At 58.6% G+C, this 13648-nt stretch carries 14 protein-coding genes; 9 read left to right on the forward strand and 5 right to left on the reverse strand.

Annotation, left to right across the window (positions count from 1 at the left end):
• Positions 1-54 precede the first annotated feature (54 nt).
• Genes ROLI_RS19360 through ROLI_RS19390 form a run of 7 tightly spaced genes read left to right on the forward strand, consistent with a single transcriptional unit; the run spans position 55 to position 6149 of the window.
• Entirely contained in the window at positions 55-423 is a 369-nt protein-coding gene (locus tag ROLI_RS19360; protein ID WP_187429347.1) for a TIGR04076 family protein, read from the forward strand.
• Positions 423-1499 carry an aldo/keto reductase gene (locus ROLI_RS19365; protein ID WP_187429346.1) on the forward strand — a complete coding sequence of 359 codons (1077 nt, stop codon included), beginning with the start codon at positions 423-425 and terminating at the stop codon, positions 1497-1499. Before ROLI_RS19360 ends, ROLI_RS19365 begins: the two co-directional genes overlap by 1 nt.
• Positions 1499-2272: an ABC transporter ATP-binding protein gene (locus ROLI_RS19370; protein WP_187429345.1), complete on the forward strand. Its 774-nt coding sequence runs from the start codon at positions 1499-1501 to the stop codon at positions 2270-2272. The genes ROLI_RS19365 and ROLI_RS19370 overlap by 1 nt, the downstream gene beginning before the upstream one ends.
• Positions 2265-2999: an ABC transporter ATP-binding protein gene (locus tag ROLI_RS19375; RefSeq protein WP_187429344.1), complete on the forward strand. Its 735-nt coding sequence runs from the start codon at positions 2265-2267 to the stop codon at positions 2997-2999. Before ROLI_RS19370 ends, ROLI_RS19375 begins: the two co-directional genes overlap by 8 nt.
• Entirely contained in the window at positions 2996-3910 is a 915-nt protein-coding gene (locus ROLI_RS19380) for a branched-chain amino acid ABC transporter permease (RefSeq protein ID WP_187429343.1), read from the forward strand. Before ROLI_RS19375 ends, ROLI_RS19380 begins: the two co-directional genes overlap by 4 nt.
• A complete protein-coding gene (locus ROLI_RS19385) occupies positions 3907-4860 on the forward strand; it encodes a branched-chain amino acid ABC transporter permease (protein WP_187429342.1) in 954 nt (317 codons plus the stop codon). The genes ROLI_RS19380 and ROLI_RS19385 overlap by 4 nt, the downstream gene beginning before the upstream one ends.
• A 23-nt stretch (positions 4861-4883) precedes the next feature.
• Positions 4884-6149: an ABC transporter substrate-binding protein gene (locus tag ROLI_RS19390; protein ID WP_262386441.1), complete on the forward strand. Its 1266-nt coding sequence runs from the start codon at positions 4884-4886 to the stop codon at positions 6147-6149.
• A 255-nt stretch (positions 6150-6404) separates the two neighbouring features.
• Here ROLI_RS19390 and ROLI_RS19395 read toward each other — a convergent pair whose 3' ends face one another.
• Positions 6405-8924: a M10 family metallopeptidase C-terminal domain-containing protein gene (locus ROLI_RS19395; protein ID WP_187429341.1), complete on the reverse strand. Its 2520-nt coding sequence runs from the start codon at positions 8922-8924 to the stop codon at positions 6405-6407.
• A 509-nt stretch (positions 8925-9433) separates the two neighbouring features.
• On the opposite strand from ROLI_RS19395, the gene ROLI_RS19400 reads away from it, so the two are divergent.
• Both ROLI_RS19400 and ROLI_RS19405 read left to right on the forward strand, forming a co-directional pair.
• Positions 9434-10210 (forward strand): HpcH/HpaI aldolase/citrate lyase family protein, encoded by a 777-nt coding sequence (locus ROLI_RS19400; protein WP_187429340.1) that lies wholly within the window; start codon positions 9434-9436, stop codon positions 10208-10210.
• Positions 10211-10280: 70 nt separating this feature from the next.
• Positions 10281-11303, forward strand: a complete 1023-nt coding sequence (locus ROLI_RS19405) for an aspartate-semialdehyde dehydrogenase (RefSeq protein ID WP_187429339.1) — start codon at positions 10281-10283, stop codon at positions 11301-11303.
• 176 nt (positions 11304-11479) lie between these two features.
• On the opposite strand, the gene ROLI_RS19410 is transcribed toward ROLI_RS19405, so the two are convergent.
• The 4 genes from ROLI_RS19410 to ROLI_RS19425 all read right to left on the reverse strand — a co-directional run bounded on the left by ROLI_RS19410 (position 11480) and on the right by ROLI_RS19425 (position 13645).
• Positions 11480-11818 (reverse strand): hypothetical protein, encoded by a 339-nt coding sequence (locus ROLI_RS19410; protein WP_187429338.1) that lies wholly within the window; start codon positions 11816-11818, stop codon positions 11480-11482.
• Entirely contained in the window at positions 11815-12678 is an 864-nt protein-coding gene (locus ROLI_RS19415; protein ID WP_187429337.1) for a hypothetical protein, read from the reverse strand. The genes ROLI_RS19410 and ROLI_RS19415 overlap by 4 nt, the downstream gene beginning before the upstream one ends.
• A gap of 208 nt (positions 12679-12886) precedes the next feature.
• On the reverse strand, positions 12887-13297 hold the full coding sequence (locus ROLI_RS19420) for a hypothetical protein (RefSeq protein ID WP_187429336.1): 411 nt from the start codon (positions 13295-13297) through the stop codon (positions 12887-12889).
• Between the two features lie 36 nt (positions 13298-13333).
• Positions 13334-13645 carry a P-II family nitrogen regulator gene (locus ROLI_RS19425; protein WP_187429335.1) on the reverse strand — a complete coding sequence of 104 codons (312 nt, stop codon included), beginning with the start codon at positions 13643-13645 and terminating at the stop codon, positions 13334-13336.
• Positions 13646-13648: the final 3 nt, after the last annotated feature.

Raw genomic sequence — 13648 nt, forward strand, 5'->3', positions numbered from 1 at the left:
GATATCTACGATAAAATATCACAGGTAACAGCCGTTTTGGCGAGGAACATCAGCATGGTGCAAGAGGCGGGCTTCTGGCTATACGATCTGCGCGTCGAAACACGGCTCGAGGGACGGACGCCCGTCTGTCGCCATGTGGAGGGCGAATTCTTCCGCGTACAGGGCGAAAACCTCGTTTTCAGCGAGGGCCAGCAGGTTTCCATGTACGGGCTCGCCGCGATCCTGCCGCTGCTACCGGCCAAACAACGTGTCACATCCGAGCATGACTGGATGAGCACGGATGCTGAAATCGCCTGCCCCGATCCGCATTGCGGTGCCCGCTTCCACATCCGGCGCGAAGACAAACGCTGGTTTTCGCATGCCGAAACGACGGGCCTGCCGGACGCGCGCACAACCCCCTATTGGCAGAAGGAAACCCGCTGATGCAGCCCGTTGAAACCGTCGATCTGCGCCCGGACCACCGTATTTCGCGTGTAATAAAAGGCGGTTGGCAGCTTGCAGGCGATCATGGTGCCGTGAACAGACAGGCCGCCATTGCGGATATGGAGGCCTTTGTCGATGCCGGGATCACCACCTTTGATTGTGCCGACATCTATACCGGCGTCGAGGAGATGATTGGTGAATTCATCGCCGACCTGCGCCGCCGTCGCGGGGCGCAGGTGGCGGACCGGGTGCTGGTGCATACCAAACTGGTGCCGGACTTGACGCGCCTTGCCGATCTGCGCGCGCAGGAGGTGGAGGCGATCATCGACCGCTCCCTCAAACGCTTGCAGGTGGACCGGCTGGATCTGGTGCAATTCTTCTGGTGGGACCTGTCGCTGGGCGATGCTGTCAAAGGGCTCGACGTGCTGAAGGACTGCCAGAAAAAGGGCAAAATCGCCAATCTTGGCGTCACTAATTGGGACGTCGGACAAACCGCGCGTTTTCTGGAAGCGGGCTTTGATATCGCCGCGACGCAGGTGCAATATTCCATTCTGGACCGCCGCCCGAGCCATGGTCTGGCGGATTGGGCGCGCGCAAATGACATGCAAATCCTGTGTTACGGCACGCTGGCGGGCGGATTTCTGACCGAAAACTGGCTGGGGCGGGACGATCCCGGTTTTGCTTTTGAAAACCGCAGTCTGGTCAAATACCGGCTGATCATCGATGAATTCGGTCCCTGGGAGCGGTTCCAGGAGCTGCTTCGCTTGCTCAAATCCATCGGCGACAAACATGACGTATCGCTCAGCGCCGTCGCCACGCGTTGGGTGCTGGATCAACCGCAGGTCGCCGCCGGGATCGTCGGCGCACGATACGCAAGCCATCTGCCAAAGACGCTTGCGACATTTGCCTTCACGCTCGACGCCGATGATCACGCCGCCATCGCCGCGCTGCAAGCCCAGGCATCCGGCCCGAACGGCGCGGTCTTTGGCATGGAAGGCGATCGCACATCACGCCACGGGCGCATCATGAAATATAATCTCAACACCCGCCCGCAGGATCAGGTCTTGGGGCGCTGATGGGCGATGCGATCCTGTCCACGCTGGCATTGACCTGCGACTTCGGCCCGTTTCGCGCGGTGGATAACGTGTCGATCCGCGTTGCGCGAGGGTCGATCACCGGGCTGATCGGGCCAAACGGGGCCGGGAAATCCACCTTCTTCAATGCGATCACGGGTAACTTGAAACCGACCTCCGGCACGGTTGAGCTTGATGGGGCGGATATTACCGGGCAAGGGCCGGATCGTCTGTTCCTGGGCGGCATGGGGCGCGCCTTTCAGATCCCGCGCCCTTTCGGTCGCATGTCTGTGCTCGAAAACGTGATGCTGGCCCCAGTGGCCCAGATCGGCGAGCGTCTGTGGGGGCCGTTCCTGTCCCGCAAAGCGGTGCGCGCGCAGGAAGAAGCGATCCGCACCCGCGCGATGGAGATGCTGGAGTTCATGACGCTTGGACCTTTGGCGGATCACCCGGCGGGCAAAATTTCCGGCGGGCAGATGAAGCTCCTGGAACTGGCGCGCGTGTTGATGGGCGATCCCAAGGTGATCCTGCTTGATGAACCCGCCGCCGGGGTGAACCCGACCCTGACCGGCACGTTGATCGAAAAAATCGAAGCGCTGAATGCGACGGGCAAGACCTTCGTGATCATCGAACATGATATGGATTTCATCATGCGCCACTGCAACCCGATCATCGCGCTGGCCGAGGGGCGCGTGGTGTTCGAGGGCAGTGCCGAGGAGGCCCAGAACAGTGAGGTCCTGCGCAACGCCTATCTGGGGGCGCCGGTGGATGCCTGAGCTTGCTTTGGAAGTGACGGATCTGGTGGCGGGCTATGTGCCGGATCTACCGATCCTGCATGGCGTTTCGCTCAAGGTGCAGCGCAGCGCCGTGACAGTAATCATCGGGCCGAACGGTGCGGGAAAATCCACGTTGATCAAGGCGATTGCGGGGCTGGTGCCCGTGTCACAAGGCACCATCCGGCAAGCGGGTGAAGACATCACCCACATCCGCCCCGATCAGATGGCCACGCATCACATCGCCTATGTCCCTCAGAGCGATAATATCTTTCGCAACCTGACGATTGGTCAAAACCTCGATCTCGCCCTGCGCCGTGCCAAAGGCGAACAGGCCGCGCGACGGGCGGATCTGCTGGCGCAATTTCCGGCACTGGCGGGCAGGCTGGCGGAAAAGGCCGGGGCGCTCTCGGGTGGGCAGCGCCAGTTTCTGGCGGTCGCCATGGCGCTGGCGACGCGGCCGCAACTGATCCTTATGGATGAACCCTCAGCCGGTCTTGCCCCCAAAGCCGTGCAAGAGGTCCTCGCACAGGTCCGCCAATTGACGCAGACTGGCACCACGATCCTGCTGGTCGAGCAGAACGTGACGCAGGCGCTGGCGCTGGCCGATCACTGTTATATCCTCGCCGAAGGGCGCAACCAGATCGACGGAAAGGCCGCAGATCTGCTCGGCGATCCCGTCGTGGCCGACATCTATCTGGGTGGTAAACGGATGAGGGCGGGCGCATGATCCAGCATCTGCTCGACGGTATCCTCGTGGGCGCGATCCTGTCGCTGGGCGCGGCGGGGCTGACGATGGTCATGCACATGCTGCGCTTTGCCAATTTCAGCCATGCGGAACTTCTCTCCATCGGGGCCTATGCCGCTTTGGTGTTCGATCAACTGTTCAAGGGCCTCATGCCCGTGATGGCGACACATATCGGGCCGCTGTCCATGACCTGGGCGCTTGTTGCCGCGATGCTTGTCTCCATGGTCATCACGGGTCTGAGCGCGGTGCTCTTTGATCGGCTGATATTCCGCCGGGTGCGCGAAAACGGCGAAGAGCTCTCGATGGTCTTCGCCTCCTTCGGGCTGGCGCTGATCATCCGCAACGCCATCGGTCTGATCTTCGGGTTGCACACCAAACTCTACAGCCAGGACATCGTCTTTGCCACGGTGCTCAGCCGCGATCCCCTGATCCTTGTGAAACCCGATCAACTCGCCTCCCTCGCCATCACGCTCACCCTCATCGCGGTCCTCCATCTCATCCTGTCGCGCACCACCTTCGGCTATGCCCTGCGCGCGGTGGCCGAAAACCCCACGCTGGCGCAGGTCAACGGCATCAACCTGCGCCGTATGATCGTCGTGGTCTGGCTCCTGGGCGGCGGGCTGGCCGCGCTCGCCGGGGTTCTCTACGGCCTCAACAATCAAATCACGCCGGTCATTGGCCGCGATCTGGTGCTGCCGATCTTTGCGGCCACCATCGTGGGCGGCATCGGCTCCATCTATGGCGCATTGCTTGGCGGCTTCATCGTGGGGATTGCTGCCAACCTCGCCGTCATGGTCTTCTCAGCGGGGTACAGCCCCGCCGTCCCCTTCCTGATCATCCTCGCCGTGCTGCTGATCCGTCCTAACGGGTTGTTCGGGGAAGAACGCACATGATCGGCGTCATCTCCTATCTGGTGTTCTTCACCACCGTGGCCTCCATCCTCGCGATCGCGGTACTGGGGCTGAACCTGCAATGGGGCAATACGGGGCTGTTTAATGGCGGCGTCGTGGCCTTCTTTGGCGCCGGGGCCTACGGCACGCTCATCCTGGGCGGCACCGCGCAGGACGGCCAATTGGGCGGCTTTGCGCTCCCCTATCTTCTTGCCCTTCTGGGCGGCATGGCGGTAGCAGGGATCATGGCATGGATCGTGGGCGTGCTGACCCTGCGCCTGCGACACGATTATCTGGCGATTTCGACCTTCGGCATCGCGGTCGCCTTTGAAAACCTGATGCGCAACGCGCAGTGGCTGGGCGGCGGCGCGCAAGGCATCCGCGGGTTTGAACGCCCTTTGCGCGCGGCACTGGGGGATGGGTTCACCTATAACATCCTGTTTCTGCTCTGCGTGCTGGGTTTGCTCTTCCTTACCTACCGCTTTCTGGAAACGCTGGTCGCCTCGCCATTCGGGCGCCAATTGCGCGCCATCCGTGAGGATGAGACCGCCGCGCGCTCGCTGGGCAAAAACCCCGACCACATCCGGCTCACGGCCTTCATCACCGGCTCGGTGATCATGGGACTTGCGGGCGGGCTCTATGCAACCTTCTACGCTTTCATCAGCCCGCAGGATATTCTGCCCACGCTGACGTTTCAGATCTGGGCGATGCTGATCGTCGGCGGTGCGGGCAACAACAAGGGCGCGATGCTCGGGGCCTTCCTGATCTGGGCGGCCTGGACGGCGAGCGGTTGGGCGCTGTCGCGTTTCGCACCCGTCGAGGCGCAGCTTTATACCGGATCGATCCAATATATCCTGATTGGCCTGATCATCGTGGGAATGTTGCTCTGGCGACCACAAGGCTTGTTGCCAGAACGGCTGGTTGTGTCACAATCAGGCAAAAGACCAGAATGATAATCCAAAGGGAGTACGGAAAAATGAAAAAAGATATGCGCATCATCACATCCGCCGCAGGCCTCGCCGCAGCGCTGGCGCTCAGCGCCGGGGCCGCCGCCGCACAGGAGTGCACCACCAAGATCGGCGCGGTGTTGCCCACATCCGTGGACTGGGGCCGGCCCATCGCCGAGACCGCGCAATTCGTCGTGGATCAGGTCAACGAGGCGGGCGGCGTTGCGGGCTGCACCATCGAAATGGTGTTGCGCGACTCGCAAGTTGACCCCAAGGTCGGGGTGGATGCCGCCAAGGCGCTGGTCGATCTGGACGGGGTGCAGGTACTGCTCGGGGCGGTGTCCTCGGGCGTGTCCATGCCGATCCTGACATCCGTGACCGTGCCCAGTGACGTGTTGCAGATGTCCTGCTGCTCCTCCTCCACCGCCTTCACCAAACTGGCGCAGGAGGGCAAGACGAACGGTCTGTTCTTCCGCACCTTTGCCACCACCGGGGTGCAGGCCGCAGTCGGGGCCAAGGTTGCCCGCGATCAGGGCTATAAATCCGTCGCGATCCTCTACAAGAACGATGATTGGGGGCAGGATCTGCAAGCGCTCGTCACACGGGACCTTGAGGCGCTGGGGATCACCGTCACCTCCTCCACCGCGATCAATGATGCACAACCCTCCTTCCGCGCCGAAGTCACCAGCGCGCTATCGGGCAACCCGGATGCGCTTTATCTGGGGCTTTACCCCAACGAAGGTACGGCGGCTGTGCGCGAATGGCTGTCACTGGGCGGGACACAGAACATGATCATGGCCAATGCGCTGAAATCGGATGAGTTCCGCGACAACGTTGGCCTGCAATATCTGGGCAATGCGCTGGGGACCGATACCGCATCGCCGCGTGTGGCCAGCGCGGATGATTTTGTCACTGCCTATGAGGCGAAATTCGGCAGCGCCCCTAACGGGCCGGGTCTGGCCAACAGCTATGACGCCACAATGATCGCGCTTCTGGCGATGGAGGCTGCGGGCAAGGATGCCACCGGCGATCAGATCGCGTCACAGATCACGCGCGTCACCGACCCCGCTGGCACGCCGATCACCGCCGATAGCGCAGGCTTCGCGCAGGCCCGCGACATTCTGGCCGGGGGTGGCAGCGTCATGTATCAGGGTGCAACAGGCAACGTGCGCTTTGACGCCAATGGCGATGTATCGGCTCCGGCTGTGGTCTGGAAGTACACGGAAGATAGCGTTGAAGAGGTCGAATATCTGTCGCTTACGGAGGTGGATGATTTCATCGCCTCCCTGAACTAAGCGCTTCCTGGAAGACAAGGAAACGCACCCCTTGACGCGCTCGAGGTTTGATTTCAGGCGGCGTCAAGGGGTGCGGGTTTTGCTGGAAATGGCCCCGGTTCATCCGCGCTCCCGGATACATCCAGATCGGCTGCGTCAACATGACATAGTTGGCTGAGGCTCGAAAGCCTCTCAACCCGCCCGCATGCATCGCTTGGTGTCACAGCACACTCCCGCAACGGTGGACCCGTCGCGGGGGTGTCGCATATTCAAGGATTACGTAAACACGAAATCCTCGAAAATCAGCCCTTCCTGCATCGCAACAATACCCGCCGTCTCATTGGTATGACCGGTTTCGGCGTCCGCGGAGCCTTCTTCCTGGACAAACAACGACACGTCCGTGTTGCTGAGCGCCGTCATTCGCAGCGTTGCGGTGTCATTCCCATCCGTGCTTTGCATATCGCCCAAAAGGACCGGCGCGGCGTCAAAGCTTGTGGTGAACTCGAAGGTATCCGCTCGATGGTCCAACTGGTCCGGCGTGCGCACAACATCCAGCCCCGCTGACGCCCCCGATTCCAGCGCAATCCAGGAGACGGTTTCATCGACATGCGGGCCTTGGGCTTCTTCTTCCTGCAATTTCACCTCAAAGCCGTCATTGTCTACGCCTCTGATACGGGTCGTCACCGCGTCGTTTTCGTTTATGGAGCTGACCTCCGCCAGAACAACCGCGCCCTCCAGGGCTTCCCCGAATGCCACGCTTTCGAAATCGACACCGACGCTGGTCGTGCCCGCCACGATGGTCCGCCCCCCGCTCAGTGCGTGCGACCCCTCCGATATTGCCAGCCATCCGATGTCTTCCTGAAGGTGAAAACCGTCCAGATAATCCCATTCGTCGATCTGGAATTGAAAACCCGTGTCGGTCACGTCGCGAATACGCGTGGTTCCGGGCTGGATGCCGTTGAACGTCATGGGGCCCATGACAACAACCGCGTCCTCGATGACCGCATCAAAGCTGACGGTGTGCCATTGATCCGCGCTGTTTTGTGAAACCGTCACCGTGCCGCTTTGGCCGATGGGGGCGCGTGTGTCGGGCGCAATGCCTTGGATCGTGACCGAGACATCCGCCTGATCATTTGCACCACTCACGTCAGTCACCGTGTAGGAGAAGGATTCCAGCGCCGTATCCCCCTCATCAAGAGCCTCAAACGCATCGTTCTGATCATAGAACAGCTTGCCATTGGCGGTCAGCGTCACAGATGCGCCAGACAGCAGGGCGATAGTTTCACCCGTATTGATCGCCTGCCCCTCGATCGCGGTGATGGTGAGCGCACCTGGCTCTGCATCCGTATCATTGGCCAGAACATCAAGGATCAACCCAGCGCCTTCCTCGACACTGGCGATATCATCCCCCGCGACAGGGGCCGTGTTGCCGAACAAATCGAAGATGGTCGAAAACCCATAGGTGACATCGGCAAACTGCAGGTTTTCAATCGTGTCAAAGACCAGGTCAATGCCCTCACCGACCACCTCGATCATGTTCTCGAAAAGTGAGAAGCTGTAGGTATTGAACAGCGACGCATAGATCACCGTGTCAACGCCCGCATCGCCGTGGAAGGTATCATTGCCACCGCCCCCGATGAAGCTGTCGTTCCCGGCCCCACCCGACAGGATGTTATCCGCGACATTCCCGATCAGCTGGTCATCACCCGAACCTGTCACCGCATTCTCGATCACGGTGCCGATGCCCAACGTCAAATTGCCAGTGCTGCCCCCAATGTCAGAGGTGTTCTGGAATGTCTGCCCCTCGGTCTGGACGGTAAGGTCGATCTTTTGATCGGCGCTGTACCCGCTAACATCCAACGTATCGATACCGCTGGCGTCAATGATCGTGGATGCAGTGCGATTGGCGAAATCGGAATATGAATTCCAGATACGGCTTTCGTCTGCTGAAATGTTCGTGTTGAAACCATAGGTCGTGTCGCCCACAAAGGCGTTTGACACACCGTAACCGAACTGCCCGTAGATGCTGTCCAGGGCCAGCCAATCAACGGCCATCGGTGTCTGAAGGAACTCATAGCGTGCATCAATGACCGTGTTCTCGCTCTGGGAGAAATAGGACATCATGGAGGCCTGCCAGCTGTCCAGCTCAAATTCCGCATCCGAAGCGTAACTGGCACTGCCGTTATAACCGCCCTGGTGACCAAGGCCCAAAGCATGGCCGATCTCGTGAAAAATCGTCTGCAATGTGTAGTCATCATAGGTGGACGTACCGCCCGACCAACTTTGGGATACGTTGATGTAGGAGTAATAGATCGTGCCGTCGCTGTAGCGCGTTGAGCCGGCATAGGCGCCACTGGAATTATCGGAGAAAAAGAAATCCACCAGGCTATCGTCGGTGCTTTGGGTCTCGACAAATTCGACCCCGAGAACGGCGCTGTAGACGTCAAAGGCGTCCCGGATCAGCTCTGCCCGCTGGGCGGAAACACCGTCTGTATCGCTTCCCCCACCATAGCGCAAAGTGTTGAATCCGCTTACATTATAGTGGAGCACGCCGTTGTTGGCATCCAATCCGGTTGTCCCAAGATTGTGGCGCAATCCGGTGCTGTTGTTCCAATACCCCAGTTCCAGAAAGTCCGACATTTCCCGTAACGTTGCCGTTGCCCCTGCAGAGTCGGTTCCGATGTCGGTGAGGACCTCAGCACGGTCTACGTCATCGCGGAACCTATCGGAATTCATGCAAGCGTCACAGACGCAGGTCGAAAGGTGATCAGACAGATCGGTATCAGTAGCTGACATGGAATTCTCATTTTCATGTGTTGATATTGCAGCGGTGTGACCGTTCTGGTCTGGTAACTTGGAAAACATGCGTTTCCTCCTGAGTTGGTCCCAACACCCTTCTCGAACATACATGGAACCGATAAGATTTTGCTAGTGGTCAACCGGCAGAAATCAGTGACGTGCGAAGTTATGTTGGCGATCTTCCGCCCGCTGCGCCGCTTTCCTTTGACCGACAGGCAGTTTTTTGCCGGAACGCGGGGGCCACATCAGGCACCAAGGTCTCCAGAAAATTAATGCGATGGCACGCCGAGACGTCCTGTCGCATGCGCGTGTTCAACAGGATCCGCTGTTAACTTCACTGTTTATCGCCAGCCTCATCTAAAGCTGGTGGGCGCTGGCGGCACCAGTTTTACCAAATTTGATCTAACGCTGCTTTGCGGTGATCGCCCCCTGTGGCTTTTCCGGCTGGCATTCACCTGCGGCCTCCGTTTAGGCTGGTGCCGCACAAAACGCCAAGGAACACAGCCATGCCCGCCCCCCTCAACACCTTCAAGAAATCTCTCGCAGAGGGGCAGACGCTTTTTGGCTGCTGGATGAGCATCGCTGAGGGCTATACCGCCGAAATCCTCTCCGGCGCGGGGTTTGATTGGTTACTGATCGACGGGGAACACTCCCCAAATGACATCCGCTCCATCCGCGATCAGATGGTCGCGCTCAAAGGTTCTGCCAGCCACCCGATCGTGCGGGTACCCGTGGGCGAAACCTGGATTATCAAACAGGTGCTGGATGTCGGCGTGCAGACGGTGCTGGTGCCGATGGTGGAAACCGCTGCGCAGGCGCGGGATTTGGTGCGCGCCTGCCACTATCCGCCCGATGGCACGCGCGGCGTGGGATATGCGGTCGGGCGGGTCTCCAATTTCGGCCAGATGGAGAACTATGGCCCCACCGCCAATGACCAAATTTGCTTGTTGGTACAGGTGGAAAATAAAACGGGGCTGGATAATCTTGACGAAATTCTGGCCGTGGAGGGCGTCGATGGCGTGTTCATCGGTCCTGCGGATCTTTCGGCCAGCCTCGGGTATCTCGGCCAAAGCATGCACCCGGATATGCAGGCCACCATCATGGATGCGCTGCAAAGGATCGACCAGAGCGGCAAGGCGGCGGGCATCCTGACCCCCGATGACGCCATGATCCAGGCCTCGCTTGATGCGGGCGCGCGGTTTGTGGCTGTGGCGATGGATATTGCACTCTTGCTCAACGCTGCGAAATCCGCGGCCAGCAAATGGCAGGGCAGGAAATCCTGATCGCTCTTTCCCTTAACCTTCAAGGCGTATAAGACCCGCGCACCATCCCTTTCGTATTGGAGTAAAACAGATGGGTTACCGCGTCGTTATTGCGGGTGCCACAGGCAATGTGGGCCGCGAAATGCTGAACATCCTTGCAGAACGCCACTTTCCCGTGGATGAGATCGCCGTGCTGGCCAGCCGGAAATCTCTGGGCACGGACGTGAGCTTTGGGGAAAAGACGCTGAAGACGAAGGACCTTGATACGTTTGATTTCACCGGCTGGGACATCGCGCTGTTTGCGGTGGGCTCTGAGGCGACAAAGAAATATGCGCCCAAGGCGGCCAAGTCAGGCTGCGTGGTGATCGATAACTCCTCGCTCTACCGCTATGACCCCGACGTTCCATTGATCGTGCCCGAGGTGAACCCCGAAGCGGTGCATGGCTATGCCAAGAAGAACATCATCGCCAATCCGAACTGCTCCACCGCGCAGATGGTTGTGGCCCTAAAGCCGTTGCATGACCGCGCGACGATCAAGCGCGTCGTCGTCTCCACCTATCAATCGGTGTCCGGGGCGGGCAAAGAAGGCGCGGATGAGCTTTGGGATCAGACCAAATCAATCTACAACCCGACGGATGATAAGCCGCCGCGCAAATTCACCAAACAGATTGCCTTCAACGTGATCCCCCACATCGACGTGTTCCTCGATTCCGGTGAGACCAAGGAAGAGTGGAAAATGGTCGCGGAGACGAAAAAAATCGTCGACCCTAAGATCAAGGTCACGGCGACCTGCGTGCGCGTGCCGGTGTTTGTGGGTCACTCCGAGGCGATCAACATCGAGTTCGAAGATCCGCTGGATGAAGACGAGGCGCGCGAGATTCTGCGCGAGGCACCCGGTATCATGGTGATCGACAAGCGCGAGGACGGGGGTTACGTCACGCCCGTGGAATGTGTCGGCGATTTCGCCACCTTCATCAGCCGTATCCGCCAGGACAGCACGATCGACAATGGGCTGAACCTGTGGTGTGTGTCCGATAACCTGCGCAAGGGCGCCGCACTGAACGCGGTGCAGATCGCGGAATTGCTGGGCAATCGGGTTCTCAAAAAGGGCTGAGGCCTTTAGGTTCGGATCTGGGTGCCTTTTTGATGTCTGCGATCGGTTGATTTTGGCACCATACAAGACGGGCCGCCTGTCAACTCAAGGCCGACACCCTAATGGCCCACGCAAACAACCCTTCGGCCATTTGGCCGGGGGGGCATCCCACAGGACCCTTTGGCTGCCGCCCGGTCCTAAAGCCCAACGAGACCGAATAACCGCCCCAGAGGCTTCGCCGCCCACCCATAGTTTTCATAAAGCTGCTTTGCCGCCATTGAGATCAAGGCACCCGGCCCCTTTTCGCCAAGTTCCTTTTCAAGCACTGCGACCTTTTCGGACAACTCTGCGGCCTCTTGATCTGACACCGCCGCCTTTGCCCTCAGCGTTTCGATTTCCTCAAAAAACTCTCGGAATGCCGTCTCGGTGACGGTCATGCTGGATGTCGCAACATTCTTGTTCTTGTTGCCTTGGCTAACATTTCCGAACACGGCATTGCCGCCACTTTGATTGATCGTGATCCCGCTCTTGGTCATTTCTGTCCTCCACCCATCTTGTTCATGATCGTATTCATCCCGCCCTGCACCACATTGCCCATCTCGACTTTCCCGCCGGAAATATTGATGTTCATCGCCTGCAACCGCTGCGCTTTGAGATCGCTGGTGTCGATGTCGTTTTCTTCCAGAACATCGACCAGGACCTGAAAAACGATTTCATTCACCGCGCGGGTTTGGGTGGTGATGTCGAAATCATTGTAGGTCGATTTATAGACCGTACGAACCTTATCCAGCATCGGATAGTCGCGCTTCAGATAGGGGATGATCCAGAACCAGAAGGTCAAGGGGGAGGCGAGCACAACCCGCAGCCGCTTGTCCCGGTCAATGAACCCGCCCAATAAAATCCACCACCGCAGTGATTGCGTCTTGCCGGTCATACCGACCTGAACAATCAGATTGATGGCCGTGCCACGATCCGTTGTCACGACATGCGCAACCTGAAAATGACGAGGATCCTTGGCGCTCAGGTCCTTGTCCTCATCGGTGACCACCACGGGGACAAGCTGTGTGCCATGCAACCGATCACTCATGGCATGCGTGACCCGCCGCGACAGTTCCGCCAGTATATTCTGCTCATGATAAAACAGATGTTGGAAACTGCTGCCATGGGCCGCGCCGTAGCGCGAAAACGGGAACCGCTTACGAAAAGAGACCTCGGGGGTGTTGATCATGCTGATTTCCTTCTTGATCACAAAATGCGTGATCAATCCGGTGACGAGCAATATGGGCAGGATCAGCCCCGCCGTTAACCCGATCAGGACCAAGTAGATGACAATCGCCAAGGCAATGGTGGATATCTTGATCCGATTCTGAACTTTTGCCGATTCCAAAGCAGCCATAAAAACTCCATTCAAAAAAATTGGTCGAAAAATCATAAAATATGAGAGAAGGTTAACAGCAGATCGCTGTTTCAGACAAGAAACTCTTTTCCGGATGCGGAATTTGTCAGGATCACGCGCCATGAGCAGCACGTTATGCACTGGTCGGTTTCGCGCGTTATGCCGCGACACCTAACGCGCGTTCATCCCGCCCGCTTTGAGGCGACCCTCACGTCTCGCGCGGGCTTTTCGGCTTGCCGGGTCCGAAACGGCGCAGGAACGTCACATAGGAAAAGCCAAGGTCAGAAGCGTTGCACAGCCATTGCCCACTGGTTTCCGTATGCAACGACAAACCACCCCAGGAGATTTTGAGGAAATAACCGTGACGGCGCAAGCGCACGTCCAGATCATGCCAGCCCTCTGCCTCTGCCATATCACGAAACAGCAGTTTTTGCAGCGCAAAAATAAGGCGTTGATCGGCTGTTTGCGCCTTCTTTTTCGTCCCCTTATGGGTGGCGAGATGGGCGACCAAAAGGTTTTCAACGATCTTGCCCACGGTGTCTTCACTTTCCGTCGCCAGATCATGCACGGCCAAAACCAGATCGGCGGGTAACTCAATAGTAACGGTACGGCTGTTCATAATGCCGAGGTTTCCCGAATTAAAGTTTCGAAATGATTAAAATCTTTCGGCGCGCAGCACTTCACAGTCAACAATACTGACAACACCGATGTGACGCTCCACGACGCTGAAGGCGGCATCCAGCAAATCATCGAGCTTTTCCGATCGGATGATGCAAATCATCTGCACCATGCCACTGGCGCGCCCGATCTCACCGGCGCGTGTCCACTCCCCGGATCGACCGGAACCGCCCAGAACCGGCAACACGGTAAATCCGGTTATGCCGGCTTTCTGCACGGCCTCCGTCAAGCGGGACTGCATGATCGCTTCGATAGTGATCTCAACACGTTTGGCGCGGTGTGTTTGCATGGC

It is taken from the genome of Roseobacter fucihabitans (assembly GCF_014337925.2).
GTDB lineage: Bacteria > Pseudomonadota > Alphaproteobacteria > Rhodobacterales > Rhodobacteraceae > Roseobacter > Roseobacter fucihabitans.

Coding starts and splice junctions, on each gene's coding strand:
- ROLI_RS19380 (WP_187429343.1), top strand. CDS start 2,996: ATGATCCAGCATCTGCTCGACGGTATCCTCGTGGGCGCGATCCTGTCG.
- ROLI_RS19405 (WP_187429339.1), top strand. CDS start 10,281: ATGGGTTACCGCGTCGTTATTGCGGGTGCCACAGGCAATGTGGGCCGC.
- ROLI_RS19390 (WP_262386441.1), top strand. CDS start 4,884: ATGAAAAAAGATATGCGCATCATCACATCCGCCGCAGGCCTCGCCGCA.
- ROLI_RS19360 (WP_187429347.1), top strand. CDS start 55: ATGGTGCAAGAGGCGGGCTTCTGGCTATACGATCTGCGCGTCGAAACA.
- ROLI_RS19385 (WP_187429342.1), top strand. CDS start 3,907: ATGATCGGCGTCATCTCCTATCTGGTGTTCTTCACCACCGTGGCCTCC.
- ROLI_RS19420 (WP_187429336.1), bottom strand. CDS start 13,297: ATGAACAGCCGTACCGTTACTATTGAGTTACCCGCCGATCTGGTTTTG.
- ROLI_RS19365 (WP_187429346.1), top strand. CDS start 423: ATGCAGCCCGTTGAAACCGTCGATCTGCGCCCGGACCACCGTATTTCG.
- ROLI_RS19425 (WP_187429335.1), bottom strand. CDS start 13,645: ATGCAAACACACCGCGCCAAACGTGTTGAGATCACTATCGAAGCGATC.
- ROLI_RS19370 (WP_187429345.1), top strand. CDS start 1,499: ATGGGCGATGCGATCCTGTCCACGCTGGCATTGACCTGCGACTTCGGC.
- ROLI_RS19400 (WP_187429340.1), top strand. CDS start 9,434: ATGCCCGCCCCCCTCAACACCTTCAAGAAATCTCTCGCAGAGGGGCAG.
- ROLI_RS19415 (WP_187429337.1), bottom strand. CDS start 12,678: ATGGCTGCTTTGGAATCGGCAAAAGTTCAGAATCGGATCAAGATATCC.
- ROLI_RS19375 (WP_187429344.1), top strand. CDS start 2,265: ATGCCTGAGCTTGCTTTGGAAGTGACGGATCTGGTGGCGGGCTATGTG.
- ROLI_RS19395 (WP_187429341.1), bottom strand. CDS start 8,924: ATGTCAGCTACTGATACCGATCTGTCTGATCACCTTTCGACCTGCGTC.
- ROLI_RS19410 (WP_187429338.1), bottom strand. CDS start 11,818: ATGACCAAGAGCGGGATCACGATCAATCAAAGTGGCGGCAATGCCGTG.